The following is a 15692-nucleotide window of genomic DNA, read 5'->3' as shown; positions in this document are numbered from 1 at the left end:
CGAGAAGGAGGGCAGGGCCGGCCAGGATGGGCCGGTGGTGTGGACCTGGCTCCTGGCGGCCCCCTTCAAGCGTGAAGAGGTAGACGTCACGGCTCGCTTGCGCCGCTCCGAACAGGGAGGATCAATCGGATACGGCGTATCGGCCCAGGTCTTCGCGCGCCGGGGTTCGGGGGAGGCCGCGCTGCGGGGCTGGGGCGAGAGCAGCCGAGTAGATCTCCGCACGGCGGATCAGAGTCGGTGGAGGACCTCGCCGAGCGCACGGGCCAGCTCTTCCTCATCGTGGGCATCGCTGCGCCAGGCCACGAAGCCGTCCGGCCTGACCAGCGCAGCACCCTCAGGGCCGATGCCGTGGGCGCGGGCCACCTCCTCCTCCACCACCTGCACGTCGGCGTCCGGGCTCCGCCACGCGGGGGAGGGGGTGAGCAGGACGAAGGCGGAGCCGTACAGGTCGAGGGTGGAACGGCCGCCGGCGAGCGGAACGTGCGGCGCGCGGGTGCCGGGCGTGCCGTCGAGCAGTCGCGGTTGCACGGGCTCGCCGGGCCGCTCCCCGTCCACGGGGTAGCGATATCCCATGGAGACCGCTCCGTAGTCGATGACCTGGGGCCCGCGGCCCGGCCCCATGCGGGCGCCGAACCTGGCCAGCGCCTGCCCCATGGTCAGTTCCCCGACCGGCCGCCGCTCGGCCTGGTACGTGTCCAGCAGCCCCGCCCCGGCCCGGCCGGTGATCACCCAGGCGAGCTTCCATGCGAGGTTGTGGGCGTCCTGGATGCCGGCGTTCGCGCCGAGCCCGCCCGTGGGCGGCCACACGTGCGCCGCGTCCCCGGCCAGGAAGACCCGGCCGCGCCGGTAGCTCCTGGCCAGGTGGGCGCCGATGGGGAAGGCGAGCACCGTCAGGTCGGTGCCGGGAATCTGGGGGTGCAGTCGCACCTCGGCGTCCGGCAGCCCGGCGGCCTCGCGGACCATGGCGGCCACCCGCTCGTCGTCGTAGTCCTCGGCCGCGCCGTCCAGGCCGGTGCCGAAGACCCAGCGCCTGCCCTCGGTGTCGTGGGCCATGAGCATCGTGTACGGGCGGGGCCGCTGCAGGTAGGCGATGCTGAGGGTGCGGCCGCGCAGAGCCGGGTTAAGGTCGGCCTCGACGATCGCGGTCAGCGTGGTGAACATCGGGCCGGGCCCGTCCACCTCGATGCCCAGCCGATGGCGTACGGGGCTGTGAAAGCCGTCGGCGGCCACCAGGTATCCGGCCCGCACGCTCTCGCGCACCCCGCTCGTCCGGTCCAGGAGGGTGGCCGTCACACCCTCGCCGTCCTGCTCGAACGCGACCAGCTCGGTGCCGAAGCGCAGGTCGGCGCCCAGCTTGCGGGCCTGGTCCCGGACGATGACCTCCAGCCGGTCCTGGTCGATCGGGCCGAAGCCGCACGGGCTCGACCCGGACCCGTCGTCCTCGTCCGGCTCCTCGGGGGAGGCGTGCTCGCCGGCGAGGGTGTCGGCCACGACCGGGGTCCAGGTGAATCCGCCGCCGACGTAGGCCGCGTCCCTGATCGCCTGCTCCAGCCCGGCCTGCCGGTAGAGCTCCATCGTGCGCGGGGTCAGGCCGCGGGCGCGGGGATGGGTCAGCAGGTCCGGGTGACGCTCGACCAGCGTGCAGCGGACGCCGTGCCAGGACAGGAACAGCGCGGTGGTGAGGCCGGTGATGCCGCCGCCGACGATCAGGACGGGGACGTTCCGCTCGCTCATGATGATCAGTTCCTTTCGTGCCGTCCGTGACGGGCCGGTGGGTCCGTCACGGACCGGGGCCGTATCCGTCGCGCAGCCGCTCGCCGCGCCCGGTCATCCGTAGGGGCGAGCCGGGCGGGGTGGTGCGGAACGCGGTGGCGATTCGTATGCCGGTAGCCTGTCCCGGGCCGCCGGCCGGCCACATCCGGCACATGCCTTATCCGAGTCCTTAGTATCGGCAGGCGGGCACTCAGGCCCCGTCGAACAGGCGGAGCCGATGCGCGGTCGCGGCGGCCTCGCCCCGGCCGGCGACGCCGAGCTTGATCAGGATGCTGGACACGTGCACGCTCACCGTCTTCGCGCTGATGAAGAGCTGCTCACCGATCTGCCGGTTGGTACGCCCGGCCGCGACCAGCCGCAGCACCTCCGTCTCCCGGTCGGTCAGTCCCAGCCGTTCGAGGGCGCCGTCGGTGGCGGCATCGTCCGGCCCGAGGGGCAAGTGGGCGTTGCGCGCCAGCACCCGTACCTCTTCCAGCAGCGGCGCGGCCCCCAACCGCTCGGCCACCTCGGCGGTCGCCCGCAGCCGGGCCGCCGCGCCCTCCCGGTCTCCGGCGGCCAGCAGCCGCTCACCCGCGCGCAGCCCGGCGCAGGCGGTCTCGAAGGGCCGCCCCAGGCGCTCCCATCCCGCCGCCACCTCGGCCCACTGCTCCACGGCCGCGGCTTTCGAGGGCGGAGCCTGGACGAGTTCGGCGGTCACGTGGGCCGCGTACTGAGCGTGCAGGGGGGTGTCCGCGGGGAGGCGGGTCCGCGCCGCGCGGAGCTCGCCGGTCAGGCGCGACTGCCAGGACGGCGTGGCCACCGGGCGCAGCAGGGCGGCGATGTTCGCGGCGGTGAGCAGCAGGGGCCAGGCCGCGGGCGTACCGGCCGCGGCCAGGGCGCCGGCGAGCAGCTCGCAGGCGTGGTCCGGACGGTCGTCGCGCACGGCCAGCGTGGCCGCCACCGCCACGGCCTGGGCATAGGGTGCCTCGGGTGGCCCGCCCAGCAGCGCGCCGGCCGCGGCGGACTCGGCGCGGGCGGTGCTCCACTGGCCGCGGGACAGGGCCGTACTCGCCAGGAGCAGGTGCAGCCCGACGCCGGGCGCCCCCTGCGGGTCGCGTTCCAGCGCCGATCGTGCCACCGCCTCCGCCTCGTCCCACCGGCCGGTGGCGGCCAGCGCTGTGGCCAGGCTGCTCGCCAGCAGGGCGCCCAGCGTGCGTTCGAGCCCTGCCTGGCGGGCGGCGGCCATCCCCTCACGGGCGGCCTCGCACGCCGCCGTGTGACGGCCGACCGCGTTGCGGCTCTCCGCGATGTTGAGGCAGGCGCGGGCGACGCCCACGAGATCGTCCTGGCCCCGGGCCAGCTCGCGGCCCTGCGCCAGGACACGCAGCGCCTCGTCGTGGTCGCCGGCGACGTTGAGCGCCCAGCCCAGGGTGGTACGGGCGTTGCCCTCCAGCGCGGCGTCGCCGTGGGCGGCGGCGAGCCGCGCGGCCTCGGCGGCGGCGTCCTGGCCCTGCCCGGCGGCTCCGCGCAGGGTGAGCACGACCGCGGTCAGGTTGCGGACCCGTGCCCGGTCGAGGCCGGATAGCTGCGGCAGCAGCGCGTGCGCCTCGTCCACGGAGGTCACCGCGCCGTCGCGGTTCAGGTCGTGCATGACCATGCCGCGCTGGGCCAGCAGCAGCGCCACGCGCGCGGGCTCGCGTACCCGGTCGGCCTCCGCGAGCGCCCGGTCGATCAGGTCGAGAGCCTGGAGCGGCTCGCCGGCCCATACGGCGGCCGTGGCGGCCGTCTCGAACAGGGCGAGCCGGCCGGCGGCCGGGCGCTCCGCCTCGGGCACCCGGTGCCACAGCTCCAGGGCGCGTTCCAGCAACTGCGCCTGCTCGGCGTGGGCGGAGAGCCGCTCGGCGACCTCCGCCGCGCGCAGCGAGGCCGCCAGCGCCTCCGCGGGCGCGCCCGCGCCGTTCCAATGGAACGCGAGCTCGGCGGCGTGCCGGTCCGGCGGGACGAGCCCGGGGTCGGCGCGCAGCGCCTCGGCGTACGCGCGGTGCAGGCCGACCCGCTCGGCGGGAAGCAGCTCGTCCACGACCGCCTCCAGGACCAGCCCGTGCTGGAAGGCGTAGCCATCCCCGTCGGCGGTCAGCACCCGGGCCTCCGTGGCCGCCCGCAACGCTTCCAGCAGCGCGCCCGCGTCCAGCCCTGAGGCGGCGGCGAGCAGGCCGTGCGGCACGCTGCGGCCGCCCGCCGCAGCGACCTCCACCAGTTGCCGCACCTGAGGCGGGAGCCCGCGCACCCGGGCGAGGAGCAGATCGCGCAACGACTCCGGCAGGGTCTCCGCGCCTGCGCCAGCGCCTGCCCCAGCGCCGGCCTCAGCGCCGGTCCACGTGACGGTCCGCGCGCCGGCCTCCGCCAGCTCGACGGCGTACAGCGGGTTGCCGCCCGAGCGCCGGTACACCTGGTCGGCGAGCACCTGGTCGGCGAAGGCCGGGTTCGCCGCCGCGACCAGCTCGGCGATCTCGGCCCGCGACAGCGGCTCAAGGCGCGCGTGGCGCACCTGGTCCAGCCTCGCCCATCGCGCCAGGAACGGGCGCACCGGGTGGCGCCGGTCCAGATCCGTTCTGCTGGTGACCACGAGCAGCGTCGAAGCGGGGCGCGCGGGCCGGACCAGCACCTCCAGCAGGTCGCGGGTGGACCGGTCGGCCCATTGCAGGTCGTCGATCAGCAGCGCCGTGGGCCGGGCGCCGCCGAGCCGCCGCAGCAGCGCGGCGAACAGGTCGAACAGCCGGGCCTGCGACTCGGGCGGGCGCTCGCCGGGGTTCAGCTCGGGCAGCAACCGCAGCAGCCCGTCCACGCCCGGCAGCAGTGCCTGCAATTCGCGCGGGCCGGGGTCGTCCACCAGCTGCCTGAGCACGGCGGTGATCGGCGCCAGCGGCAGTCCCTCGACCCCCAGCTCGACGCAGGCGCCCCGCAACACCCGGAACCCGGACCGGCCGAGGTCGGCCTCCAGCCGCTCCAGCAGCCGCGTCTTGCCCATTCCCGGCAGGCCGCTCACCACCACCGCCCGCGGCTCGCCGGCCCGCGCGTCCCGCGCGGCCTTCCCAACGGATTCCAGCGCCGCGTGGCGCCCTACGAACGCTGTCATCGGCCGGAGTCTACTAAGGCCCCTCGAAGCCGAATCTAAGGCATCGGACAGGACATTCCCCCGAAGCGGAACGTATCTGCTCAGCGCGAGGCTCGTTCGGCGTCGATCGTTTCCCGCCGATGAGGAGCCTCTGATGACCGAGCAGACCACCGTGCCCGCGACGGCCGGGTCCGGGCACCCGCGCCGCTGGGCCGCGCTGGCTGTCACGTTACTGGCCGTGTTCATGGACCTGGTGGACATCACCATCGTCGTCGTCGCGGCCCCGGCCATCCAGGCCGACCTGGGGGCCCCCACCGCCGCCGTGCAGTGGATCATGGCCGCGTACGCCCTCGGGCTCGGCCTGCTGCTGATCACCGGTGGGCGGCTCGGCGACATCTTCGGCCGCAAGCGCGTGTTCCTGGCGGGCGTCGCCGGCTTCACCGCCGCCTCCGCCGCCTGCGGTCTGGCGCAGACCATCGGGATGCTGATCGCCGCACGGGCGGTTCAGGGGGCCGCGGCGGCCATGATGGTGCCGCAGGTGCTGGCCACGATCCAGGTGATGTTCCCGAGCGCGGAACGCCCGAAAGCCCTCGGCCTGTACGGCGCCGTGAACGGGCTGGCGGCCGCCGCCGCGCCCATCGCCGGCGGTCTGCTGGTCGGCAACGACGTGTTCGGGCCGGCCTGGCGCTCGGTGTTCTGGGTGAACGTGCCCATCGGCCTGGCCGCGCTGCTCGGCGCCGCCGTGCTGATGCGCGAATCCCGCTCGCCCCGGCCGCCCCGGCTGGATTTGCCTGGGGTCGTCCTGGTGGCGGCGGGCCTGCTGCTGGTGCTCTACCCGCTGATCCAGGGACCGGAGTCGGGCTGGCCGGGCTGGACCTGGCCGATGGTGGCCGCCGCCGTCGCCGTGCTCGCGGTGTTCGCCCGCCTTCAGGCGCGGCGGGAGCGCCGGCGGGGGCAACCGCTGGTGCCGGTCTCGCTGTTCCGGCAGCGCTCCTTCGTGGCCGGGCTGGCCGTGGCGTTCGCCGTGTTCTCCTCGGTCACCGCGCTGTTCCTGGTGCTCACCCTGCAGCTCCAGCAGGGCCACGGCCTGTCCGCGCTGCAGGTCGGGCTGACGTTCCTGGCCTGGCCGCTGGGCCTGGCCGTGACCTCGGGCCTCGCGGTACGGCTCGCCGCGACGGCCGGGCGCCGGCTGGTGGCCTGCGGCGCGGCGGCGCTGGCCGCCGCCATGGTGGCGCTGATCGCCGGGATCGCCGTGGCCGGAGACGCGCTGACCGGCTGGCACCTGGTGCCGGGCCTGCTGGCAGGCGGCGCCGGTTTCGGGCTGGTCGCGCCGATCCTGGTCGACATCGTGCTGTCGGCCGTGCCCCACCAGGACGCCGGCGCCGCCTCCGGCGTCGTCAACACCGTCATCCAGGTGGCCGGCGCCACCGGCATCGCCGCGGTCGGCGCGCTGTACACCACGGCGCTGGCCGCCGGCTGGGACATCGACACCGCCGCGCAGTGGTCGCTCGGCTACGCCGTCGTGGCCTTCGGCCTCGGCCTGTCCCTGACCTGGGCGCTGCCCGCCAGGCCGCGCACGCCCTAGATCCGATCCCTCGTAAGGAAAGCACCGTACCGAAAGGAACCGTCATGACCGCATTCGCCTCCGCCGAAGGTGTCCGGGACGAGCACGTCGCCGTCCCCCTGCCGGACGCCCCCTCGGTCGCGCGGCTGAGCTTCGACAATGGGCTGGAGCGGGTCACCCTGGGCCCGCGGCCCGGCCTCACGGGCCTGCTGGAGGCGCGGTTCGGCACGCCGCTGCCGCTGGTGTGGGCTGCCGACGCCAACGTGCACATCGCCTACCCGGCCGGGGCGCGACTGCTGCGCCGCACCCGCCCGTCCGCCCTCGCCCTCAACCCCGCCGTGCCGTGGGCGCTGGACGTCCACGGCGGTGCCGCGCACTTGGACGCCGACCTCACCGGCCTCGACGTGCGGTCGGTGACGTTCCACTCGGGCGCCGCGCACGTACGCCTCGTGCTGGGCCGCCCCGCCGGTACCCGGGTCATCCGGCTGGCCTGGGCCGAGGACCTGCGCGTCGAACGCCCCGCCGGGGTGCCGGTCCGGGTGGCGTTCGCGCGGGCCGTCACCAGGCTCAGCCTGGACGACCAGTGGTACGGCGCCGTCGGCGGAGGTCTCACGCAGGCCACCCACCGCGGCGACGCGCCGGGGTACGAGGTGGTCGTGGCCGGCGGCGCCGACACCGTCACGGTGGTCGCCGCGTGAAGCGCCGCACTGTTCTGAAGGCCGGGCTGATCGCCGTACCCGCCGCCTCCGCCGCAGCGCTCGGCGGTGCCGGGTTGTGGTGGGCCGGAGCGGATCTGAACACCGCCGGAAAGGTCCGGTTCGTCAACCGGCTCGCCATTCCGCCGCTGGCCCCCTCGCGGCGGGACGGGGCCGGCGGCCGGGTGTTCGACCTGCGGGCGAGCGGGGGCGAGCACCGGTTCCGAGCCGGCCGGCCGACCCCCACCTGGGGGATCAACGGCCCCTACCTGGCGCCCACGCTGCGGGCGGCGCGCGGCGAGACGGTGACGGTCCGCTTCCGCAACGACCTCCCGGAGTCCACCACTCTGCACTGGCACGGCATGCACGTACCGGCCCGGATGGACGGCGGACCCCACCAGCCGGTAAGGCCGGGCGCCACCTGGTCGCCGACCTGGACCGTCGACCAGCCCGCCGCCACGCTGTGGTACCACCCGCACCCGCACGGCCGTACCGCCCTCCACGTCTACCGGGGGCTGGCGGGGCTGTTCATCCTGGACGACCCGCACCCGCACGGCCTGCCCGACCGGTACGGAATCGACGACATCCCCGTCATCGTCCGCGACCTCAACCTCACCGACCACAACGAGCTGGACGAGCGGGACCGGGAACAGGGCGGTGTCGGCATCGTGGGCGACCTCGTCACCGTGAACGGCACCCCGGCGCCGTACCTCCCGGTCACCACCCAGCGGGTCCGGCTGCGGCTGCTCAACGGGTCGAACGCGCGGATCTACCGCTTCGGGTTCGGCTCCGGGCGGACGTTCGCCCTGGTCGGCACCGACGGCGGGCTGCTGGCGGCGCCGTACGAGACCGGACACGTGCAGCTCAGCCCGGGAGAACGGGCCGAGATCGTGGTGGCCCTGCGGCCCGGGGAACGCGATGTGCTGCGGAGCCTCCCGCCCGAGACCGGCCTGAACCTCTGGGACCGGCGCTGGACCGGCGGCGACGACACCCTGGACGTCATGGAGCTGCGCGCCGCGCCGCGGCTCGCCCGGTCATCGCCCCTCCCGGCCCGCCTGGCCGAGGCGCCCAGGCTCGTGACCGATCCCGCGACGCCGCCGGTCCGCCGCTTCGAGCTCTCCGGGTTCACCATCAACGGCAGGTCGATGGACATGAACCGCGTCGACTTCGCCGTCCCCCAGGGCGGCACCGAGGTGTGGGAGGTCACCGCCATCGACGACGCCCCGCACAACTTCCACGTCCACGACGCGCAGTTCCAGGTGGTGTCGGTCGGCGGCCGGCTCCCGCCCCCGGAACTGCGCGGCTGGAAGGACACCGTCCACACGCCGCCCGGCGTCCCCGTACGCATCGCTCTGCGGTTCCGCGGAGAACCGGACCCGGCGACGCCCTACATGTTCCACTGCCACATCCTCAACCACGAGGATCAGGGCCTCATGGGCCAGTTCGTCGTCACGGCGCCAGGCCGGTCCGCGAACCGGCCTCCGGCGACCCACCACGAGCATTGACGGCCGGGCTGCGGGAACGATCGGCCGGGGCGGCGCGGAGCGGTTGCCCGGATCGTACAGGCCTATGCGCCCTTCAGATCGCGGCTGCGGAAGCCGTACAGGCCGAGGAGAAGCAGGCCCGCCGCGAGCGCGGTGAGCATCACCAGCGGGGCGAGGCGGAAGTCCTCGACCGGCAGCCGGGGAATGTGGTCGAACGGGGACAGCCCCCGAGCCCAGCCGGGCAGGTCCGCGCCCCAGAAGCGTACGACGACGCCGAGGGCGAGCACGGCCCATGTCAGGGGGACGGCCCTGGGCGCGAGCCCGAACAGCGTGGCCGCGACCCCCAGCAGGAAGAGGATCTCCGGGGTGCGGGCGAGCACGGCGGCGGCCGCCGCCCCCGCCCGGGTGGCGTCATCGAGCGCCAGGGCGGTGCCGGCGGCCATCGACAGACCGGACACCATGAGCAGCGCGACTGCGGCGAGCCCGGTGGCCAGGAGTGAAGAGCCCAGCCAGGCCCATCGGCTGGTCGGGGTGGCGAGCAGTGGCGTCACCCGCCCGCGGTTCTCCTCCGCCCGCAACCGCGTCGTCGCCTGGGCTGTGAAGATTCCGACGAGGAAGGACATCCCGACTGCCATGAGGCTCAGGTAGCCGCCCACCACGTCCGCGCCGCCGCCGAGGATCTCCTCGGCCACCCCCTCGCGCATGGAGCCGGCGAGCCCGCCGAACACCAGGCCGGCCGCGATCAGGGACCCGCCCCACCACAGGATGGAAGCGCGCTGGAGCCGGAATGCCAGCGCGAGGGGTGAACGCAGCCCGCGGGCCGCCCGCGCGCGGCCGGGGCGCGAGGCCACCAGCCCGGCGCCGAGGTCCCGTCGTGCCGACAGCGCGTATGCGACCGCTGCCAGAGCCGTGCTGAGCAGTACCGCCAGAGCCAGTGGCCACCAGCGCCCGTCATCCGCCACTCGGGTGAGCTGCGCCCACCCCATGGGGGAGAGCCACGTCAGCCAGCCGCCCTGAATGTCTTGGACGGCGCCTACGGCACGAAGCAGCCACACGACGGCCAGCACGGCGCCGGCGATTCCGACCGCGGCTCTGGAGTGCTCGGTGAGCTGCACGCTCACCGAGGTGACTGCGGCGAAGACAAGCCCCATCGCGGCCGTGGCCGCGCCGAACAGTAGCGCGTCGCCTGGCGTCATCCCGACGCCCACCCCCGCCGCGGTCAGCAGCAGGGCCAGCAGCACGTTGGTGAGGACGGAGAGGAGGAGCGCGGCCGTGAGTGCGGCCTGCCGGCCGACGACCGCTGCGCGCACCAGCTCGGCCCGGCCGCTCTGCTCCTCGGCGCGGGTGTGCCGGGCGATCAGCAGCATGCTCATCAGCGCGGCGCCCAGCAGAAACTCCGGGAAGTAGGCGTTGACGAGATATTTCAGGACCGTGGGGTTCTCCATGCCGAACATGGGCCCGGAGAACAGCCGCAGCATGGGGACGTCCATCATCTTCGCACTGGCACGCAGGGTTTCCGCCGTCGGGTTCGTGGCGTTCGCCACGCTGGCGAAGTATGGGAGGAACAAGGCGATTCCCAGCGTCCACGTGGGCAGCTTGACGCGGTCCCGGCGCAGGGCCAGCCGCAGCATCGCCCTGGTGCCTTTGAAGGCGCCGCTGGGAGCGGCGGCCGTGACGCGGCCGACGGTGGTGGCGGTCATGCGGCCGCTCCGTTGCCGTAGTGGCGCAGCATGAGCTCCTCCAATGTGGGGGGATGGCTGGTCAGCGCCCGGATGCCGAAGGCGCCCAGATGCTTGATGGCGCCGTCCAGGTGCTCGGCGTCCACGCTGAACCGCACCTGCCCGTGCTCGGTCTCGGCGTTGTGGACGCCCGGGAGCGCGGCCAGGCCGCTGACCGGGGCAGCGGTCACGGCTTCTACCGTGGTGCGGGTGAGGTGACGTAGCTCGGCCAGCGTGCCCGCCTGGACGATCTTGCCCTGTCTGATGATGCTGACTCGGTCGGCCAGCTTCTCCACCTGGGAAAGGATGTGGCTCGACAACAGGACGGTGCGCCCGGCCGCGCGGGTCTCCGCGACGATCTCCTGGAAGATGGCCTCCATGAGCGGGTCGAGACCCGACGTCGGCTCGTCCAGGATGAGCAGCTCCACGTCGGCGGCGAAGGCGGCCACGAGCGCCACTTTCTGCCGGTTGCCCTTGGAGTAGGTGCGGCTCTTCTTGGTGGGGTCGAGTTGGAAGCGCTCGATCAGCTCTGCGCGGCGGGTCTCGTCGAGGCCGCCGCGCAGGCGGCCGAGCAGGTCGATGGCCTCCCCGCCGGTGAGGTTCGGCCACAGCTCGACGTCGCCCGGCACGTACGCCAGCCGCCGGTGCAGCTCGGTGGCGTCCGCCCACGGGTCGCCGCCCAGCACCTCGGCGCGGCCGGAGTCGGCGCGCATCAGGCCGAGCAGGATCCGGATGGTGGTGGACTTGCCCGCCCCGTTGGGGCCGAGGAAGCCGTGGATCTCCCCTGTGCCGACGGTCAGGTCGAGCCCGTCCAGTGCACGGGCGGGGCCGAATTTCTTGACGAGGTCGCGGGTGGTGATGGCGGCCATGACAGGGCTCACCACTGGACCGGGAGGCGCTTGGGGCCGAAGAAGGGGGAGTCGTCTTTCATGGGGATCTCCTGTGCGGGCGCCGCGAGGCGCAGCCGGGGGAATCGGGTGAAGAGTGCTTGTATGACCACGCGCAGCTCGACACGGGCGAGCTGCTGGCCGAGGCACTGGTGAATGCCGTGCCCGAAGGCCAGATGGCCTCGTGCCGGTCTGGTGACGTCGAACTCGTGCGGGCGCTGGAAGCGGGCCGGGTCGTGGTTGGCGGCGCCGACCAGCAGTTCCACGGTCTGGCCCTTCTTGATCAGTTCGCCGCCTACCTCGACGTCCTCGAGCGCCGTACGGAGCATGCCACCGGGCCCGGTGAGGTAGCGGAGCAGCTCTTCGACCGTGTTGTCGATCAGGCTGGGATCGCGGCGCAGCGCCTGGAGCTGCCGGGGGTGCTCCAGCAGGGCGAACGTGCCCATCGCGAGCATGCTGGAGGTCGTCTCGTATCCGGCGGCGAACAGCAGCAACCCGATGGAGGCCAGCTCCTCGTCCGACAGGGCGCCACTGTTGATCACGCCGCTGTAGACGTCGCTGGTGGGATGTCCGCGCTTGCTCGCGATAAGGGGCGGGAAGAGGCCCAGCATGGTGGCGTATGCCTGCTGGATCTGCTCCTGGGTGGAGTCCGCGTCGAGCGCGGTCGCCGCGGCCTGCCGGAACGTGGGAATGATGGGGCGGGGCAGGCCCAGCAGCTCGCAGATGAGCAGGGTGGGCACGGGAACACACAGGGCGGTGACTAGGTCGGCGGGTGGCCCGGACGTCTCCATGTCGTCGAGGCAGCCGTGAGCCGCCTCGGCGATTCTCTCTTCGAGCCCCCGCATCCGGCGCACGGTGAACTCTCCTGCGAGGAGCTTGCGGTAGCGGGTGTGCTCCGGAGGATCCATGCGGACGAACATGCCGGGCGGGGCGGGCGCGGTGAACACCGCCTGTGCGTTTGAGTTGGGCATCATGACCGGTGGATGGGCCAGCTCGCGCCGAATACTGAAACGGCTGTCGGCGAGGATGGCGCGGACCACGTCGTAACCGGTGGCCAGCCAGCCCGGATGTCCGTCGGCGAAGATCAGGGGACGGAGCGGGCGCTCGTTCCTGAGCCTGGTGAAGATCTCTGGTGGGTCGAAAGGGCTGGGCCGGCTGACACGTGCTGACCAGGTCAACTCGATGCTGTCCTGTGTCATGTGGCACTCCTAGGAAGGCGATGAGGGCATGCTGTCCCGGAGCCTTTCGAGGGCGTCTCGCATCGAGGCGGCCGCCTCCGGGGTGAGCACGGGGTGGGAGTAGATGTCGAGGAGAGTCACCGCGAGCAGATGCGCGCCTTGCGGGGTTGCCAGGTCGACGCCGAGCCCGCGGGAGATGTGCTGGTGCAGGATCGGGACGGCCAGCCCCATCGCGGTGCCGACCGTCGCACGGGCCTTGCGGCTGGCGAAAGGGGGATCCGGGCGGGCCTTGTCGGCCTCCTCCAGCCACTCCTCGCTCATCCTGGCCATCTCGTCGAACAACGGCGCGGCCCATCCCTCGGCCAGGGCCCGCGCGAGATACCGCTGGTACGGACCCAGCTTGGCCAGAGCGGTACCGACCGGGTTCACAGCGGTGCGCGTGGAATCGATGCGTGCCTCGTCGTTCATCCGGCGGATCTCCTTGACGAGATAGGCGTCGCATGCCTCGCGCAGCGCCTGCTTGGACCCGAAGTGATGGCGCACCAGTCCTGAGGAGACCCCGGCCGTCTCGGCGATGTCACGGATCGTCGCTCCCTCGAACCCGTACTCACCGAAGCGCCGCATCGCGGCATCTCTGATGCGCGCGCGAGCGGTCAGATCTTCCAGATCCGCCTCGATCCTGGCCATCACCCGAACTCCTGCCTACTCAGACGTACACGAAGCTACTCAAGCGAGCTATACACTACACAGTTGTGTAGTACTCGTCCACCGAGATCATCGAGTGCGGTGCGCTCATGACGACGCCGCCGGGCGATCCGCCGGGCTGTCCCCGAAATCCCGGCGTGGAAGGGGTTGATGTCGGACCACGTAAGCCTGAGGCGGCAGCGACGTGATCTCAGCGAATTGCTGTCAGGTGGTCGTGCTCGAACTGGGTGAGCACGAGTGCCGCGCGGGTGATGTCACCGATTCCGCTGGGGCTCATGGTGATGTGCTGGAGGATCCGCCGGCGGCCTTTGAGCGGGCGCTGCCGCGTTCGCCGAGGCAGCGCAGGGCTCGTAGGCCATGCGTCACCGGGCGTGCCTGCGCAGCAACAACATCGCCGCGTCATCGGGAAGCGGCCCACCGGTGTGGGCCACCAGGTCGGCGCGGAGCGAGTCGAGCGCCTCTTGCGGCTCGTCCGACCGCAACAGGTGAAGGCGGTCGTTCAGGGGGTAGAAGGTTCCGCTGTCATCGCGGGCCTCCACCACGCCGTCGGTGAACAGGAGGATCCGGTCACCCTCCAGGAAGGGCACGCGGTGCGCCTTGGGCCGGTCGGTGCCGAGCGGGCCGAGCCCCAACGGGAGAGCTTCCGCCGGGGGCTCGACGGTGCAGGCCTTCCCCTCGGCGGTGAGGAGGAGAGGAGCGGGATGGCCATGGTTGAGTAAGACGATCTCGCCGGGTCTCACCTCGGCGATGATCGCGGTCACGAACTTCTCGCCGCTCAGGTGCCGGGACAGGCTCGACTCCAGTCGCTCGCTCACGTCGTCGAGCGCGGGTTCGTCGTAGGCGGCCTCGCGGAAGGCGCCGAGCACCCAGGCGGCGGTCTCGACCGCGTCGAGCCCCTTGCCCTGGACGTCCCCGACGAGCAGTCGCACCCCGTGGGGCGTGATGACGACCTCGTACAGGTCGCCGCCGATCCTCGCCTCGGCCGCCGCGGAGGTGTAGGACAGGGCCACCTGCAGGTCTGCCGCTTTGCGGGGGACCGGCCGCAGCAGGACGCGTTGCGCGGTCTCGGCGACGAGGCGGACGCTGGCGAGTTCGCGTTCGCGCTTCAGCCTCAGGTGGCTGACGAGCATGCTCGCTCCGGTGGCGCTGACGATGGTGGCGATGGTGAGGTTGTTCTGCCACTTCAGCAGGGAGCCGTTGTAATAGGCCAGGGGTATGCAGATGGCGAGGGCGACCGCACCGATCAGGGCGGTGCGCCGCACGCTGCCGTAGACGGACCCGAAGCTCGGCCCCAGGGTGAGCAGGGGAAGAAAGCCAAGCGCCGGCCCGGCCATGAGGTCGATGAGCGCCACCGGGGCCATCACCATGAACGGCAGCCAGCGCAGCGTCCACTGTGACCTCATGCGGCGCCCCCGAACCCCATCTGCCCTCCCGTGGTAGGCCGCCGCCTCTCATCCTTGCATAGTGCAAAAAAATGCGGGAGGCCGCGGCGCAGATCTTCGGCTGCCTCGCCCCGGCTCACCGGTCCGGGGCCGTGGCGCCGCTCACGTCGTCGTCCTGCCGTCGGGTGATCTCGTCCAGCCGGTCGCGCACCTCCCGCAGCTCGGCCAGGACGAGCCGGAGGTCGGCCTCGTTGCGCGTCTCCGCGGCCGAGGTCTGCTGGAAGCGTTCGATGAACCAGGCGGCGATCGAGGCGGTGACGACGCCGAGCAGCGCGATGCCTGAAAGCATCAACGTCGCCGCGATCAGCCGGCCCTCCAGCGTCGTCGGATACAGATCTCCGTAGCCCACCGTCGTCATCGTCGTCAGCGACCACCACAGGGCGTCGGACAGGGTGACGATCGTCGGATCGGCGGAGCGGCGTTCGGCGTCCAGCACCGCGATGGCGCCGACCAGGGCCAGGAAGCAGGCCCAGCCGCTGACGTACACGGTCACCCGCATGCGTAGCGGCAGCGTGACCCGGCGCATCAGTGCGGTGAGCAGCAGCAGCGAGCGCAGCACGGCCAGCGGCCGGAGCAGCGGCAGCAGGACGACCAGCAACGCGGGGATGTGGGTGGCGATGAAGTGCCCGCGCCGGTCGGACAGCCACACCCTGATGGCGTAGTCGGCGGCGAACAGCGCCCAGGCTGTCTGCTGGGCGCGTTCCAGCCATCGGTCGGCGTTCTCCGGCAGCTGGGGCAGCACGATGGGAAGTGCCCAGCTCGCCAGGAACAGGAGGCCGACGCCGAGCAGCACCGGATCGGTCCGGCGTTCCCAGGCGTGCAGGCGCCGTGATGGCGGGGGTGCTGGTGCTGTGTGGGGCTGTTCCATCCTCGTCCTCAGGGTGCGGGCAGGCGGGCTGTCAGGCGGCGGGCGAGCTCAGGAAGCCCTCCTTGCTCAGCCACTCCTCGCTGACCTTGTCCGGCTCCTTGCCCTCGACGTCCACCTGCGCGTTGAGCTGCTGCATGGTGTCGTCGTCGAGCTTGTCGATGACCGGCTGGAGCACCTTCTCCAGCGCCGGGTACTTGGCGAACGTCTCCTGCCGCACGGTCACTGCGGCGTTGTAGACCGGGAAGAACTTCTTGTCGTCCTCCAGCACGGTGAGGCCGAGCGCG

At 72.8% G+C, this 15692-nt stretch carries 12 protein-coding genes; 3 read left to right on the top strand and 9 right to left on the bottom strand.

Translation table 11 applies throughout. The features are described 5' to 3' along the window. Positions 1–228: 228 nt before the first annotated feature. Both ACFFR3_RS29535 and ACFFR3_RS29530 read right to left on the bottom strand, forming a co-directional pair. Positions 229–1734: an FAD-dependent oxidoreductase gene (locus ACFFR3_RS29535; protein ID WP_345408150.1), complete on the bottom strand. Its 1506-nt coding sequence runs from the start codon at positions 1732–1734 to the stop codon at positions 229–231. A 229-nt stretch (positions 1735–1963) separates the two neighbouring features. Then, on the bottom strand, positions 1964–4888 hold the full coding sequence (locus tag ACFFR3_RS29530; RefSeq protein WP_379484203.1) for a helix-turn-helix transcriptional regulator: 2925 nt from the start codon (positions 4886–4888) through the stop codon (positions 1964–1966). Positions 4889–5021: 133 nt separating this feature from the next. On the opposite strand from ACFFR3_RS29530, the gene ACFFR3_RS29525 reads away from it, so the two are divergent. Genes ACFFR3_RS29525 through ACFFR3_RS29515 form a run of 3 tightly spaced genes read left to right on the top strand, consistent with a single transcriptional unit; the run spans position 5022 to position 8631 of the window. Continuing rightward, complete coding sequence (locus ACFFR3_RS29525; RefSeq protein ID WP_345408146.1) at positions 5022–6452, top strand: MFS transporter; 1431 nt, start codon at positions 5022–5024, stop codon at positions 6450–6452. A 44-nt stretch (positions 6453–6496) separates the two neighbouring features. Next, positions 6497–7129, top strand: a complete 633-nt coding sequence (locus ACFFR3_RS29520) for a hypothetical protein (protein ID WP_379484202.1) — start codon at positions 6497–6499, stop codon at positions 7127–7129. Then, positions 7126–8631 carry a multicopper oxidase family protein gene (locus tag ACFFR3_RS29515; protein ID WP_364384416.1) on the top strand — a complete coding sequence of 502 codons (1506 nt, stop codon included), beginning with the start codon at positions 7126–7128 and terminating at the stop codon, positions 8629–8631. The genes ACFFR3_RS29520 and ACFFR3_RS29515 overlap by 4 nt, the downstream gene beginning before the upstream one ends. 62 nt (positions 8632–8693) lie before the next feature. Here the strand turns inward: ACFFR3_RS29515 and ACFFR3_RS29510 are convergent, their stop codons facing one another. The 7 genes from ACFFR3_RS29510 to ACFFR3_RS29480 form a co-directional block, all read right to left on the bottom strand. After that, a complete protein-coding gene (locus tag ACFFR3_RS29510; protein WP_379484201.1) occupies positions 8694–10310 on the bottom strand; it encodes an ABC transporter permease in 1617 nt (538 codons plus the stop codon). After that, on the bottom strand, positions 10307–11197 hold the full coding sequence (locus ACFFR3_RS29505; RefSeq protein ID WP_364384410.1) for an ABC transporter ATP-binding protein: 891 nt from the start codon (positions 11195–11197) through the stop codon (positions 10307–10309). Before ACFFR3_RS29505 ends, ACFFR3_RS29510 begins: the two co-directional genes overlap by 4 nt. Positions 11198–11205: 8 nt before the next feature. Then, entirely contained in the window at positions 11206–12414 is a 1209-nt protein-coding gene (locus tag ACFFR3_RS29500; RefSeq protein ID WP_345408137.1) for a cytochrome P450, read from the bottom strand. A gap of 9 nt (positions 12415–12423) precedes the next feature. Next, complete coding sequence (locus ACFFR3_RS29495; RefSeq protein WP_345408135.1) at positions 12424–13080, bottom strand: TetR/AcrR family transcriptional regulator; 657 nt, start codon at positions 13078–13080, stop codon at positions 12424–12426. Between the two features lie 380 nt (positions 13081–13460). Then, complete coding sequence (locus tag ACFFR3_RS29490; protein ID WP_364384404.1) at positions 13461–14501, bottom strand: PP2C family protein-serine/threonine phosphatase; 1041 nt, start codon at positions 14499–14501, stop codon at positions 13461–13463. A gap of 115 nt (positions 14502–14616) precedes the next feature. Continuing rightward, entirely contained in the window at positions 14617–15408 is a 792-nt protein-coding gene (locus ACFFR3_RS29485) for a potassium channel family protein (protein WP_379484200.1), read from the bottom strand. Between the two features lie 31 nt (positions 15409–15439). Further along, the coding region (locus ACFFR3_RS29480) for a glycine betaine ABC transporter substrate-binding protein (RefSeq protein WP_379484199.1) at positions 15440–15692 on the bottom strand (253 nt) is incomplete at its 5' end.

The organism is Nonomuraea salmonea (genome assembly GCF_042428605.1).
GTDB classification, from domain to species: Bacteria; Actinomycetota; Actinomycetes; order Streptosporangiales; family Streptosporangiaceae; genus Nonomuraea; species Nonomuraea salmonea.
This window is presented reverse-complemented; position numbering and strand designations above follow the sequence as displayed.

Excerpts from the sequence above, each read along its gene's own strand:
- ACFFR3_RS29500 (WP_345408137.1), bottom strand. The coding sequence starts at position 12,414 with ATGACACAGGACAGCATCGAGTTGACCTGGTCAGCACGTGTCAGCCGG.
- ACFFR3_RS29495 (WP_345408135.1), bottom strand. The coding sequence starts at position 13,080 with ATGGCCAGGATCGAGGCGGATCTGGAAGATCTGACCGCTCGCGCGCGC.
- ACFFR3_RS29510 (WP_379484201.1), bottom strand. The coding sequence starts at position 10,310 with ATGACCGCCACCACCGTCGGCCGCGTCACGGCCGCCGCTCCCAGCGGC.
- ACFFR3_RS29490 (WP_364384404.1), bottom strand. The coding sequence starts at position 14,501 with ATGAGGTCACAGTGGACGCTGCGCTGGCTGCCGTTCATGGTGATGGCC.
- ACFFR3_RS29485 (WP_379484200.1), bottom strand. The coding sequence starts at position 15,408 with ATGGAACAGCCCCACACAGCACCAGCACCCCCGCCATCACGGCGCCTG.
- ACFFR3_RS29505 (WP_364384410.1), bottom strand. The coding sequence starts at position 11,197 with ATGGCCGCCATCACCACCCGCGACCTCGTCAAGAAATTCGGCCCCGCC.
- ACFFR3_RS29520 (WP_379484202.1), top strand. The coding sequence starts at position 6,497 with ATGACCGCATTCGCCTCCGCCGAAGGTGTCCGGGACGAGCACGTCGCC.
- ACFFR3_RS29535 (WP_345408150.1), bottom strand. The coding sequence starts at position 1,734 with ATGAGCGAGCGGAACGTCCCCGTCCTGATCGTCGGCGGCGGCATCACC.
- ACFFR3_RS29530 (WP_379484203.1), bottom strand. The coding sequence starts at position 4,888 with ATGACAGCGTTCGTAGGGCGCCACGCGGCGCTGGAATCCGTTGGGAAG.
- ACFFR3_RS29525 (WP_345408146.1), top strand. The coding sequence starts at position 5,022 with ATGACCGAGCAGACCACCGTGCCCGCGACGGCCGGGTCCGGGCACCCG.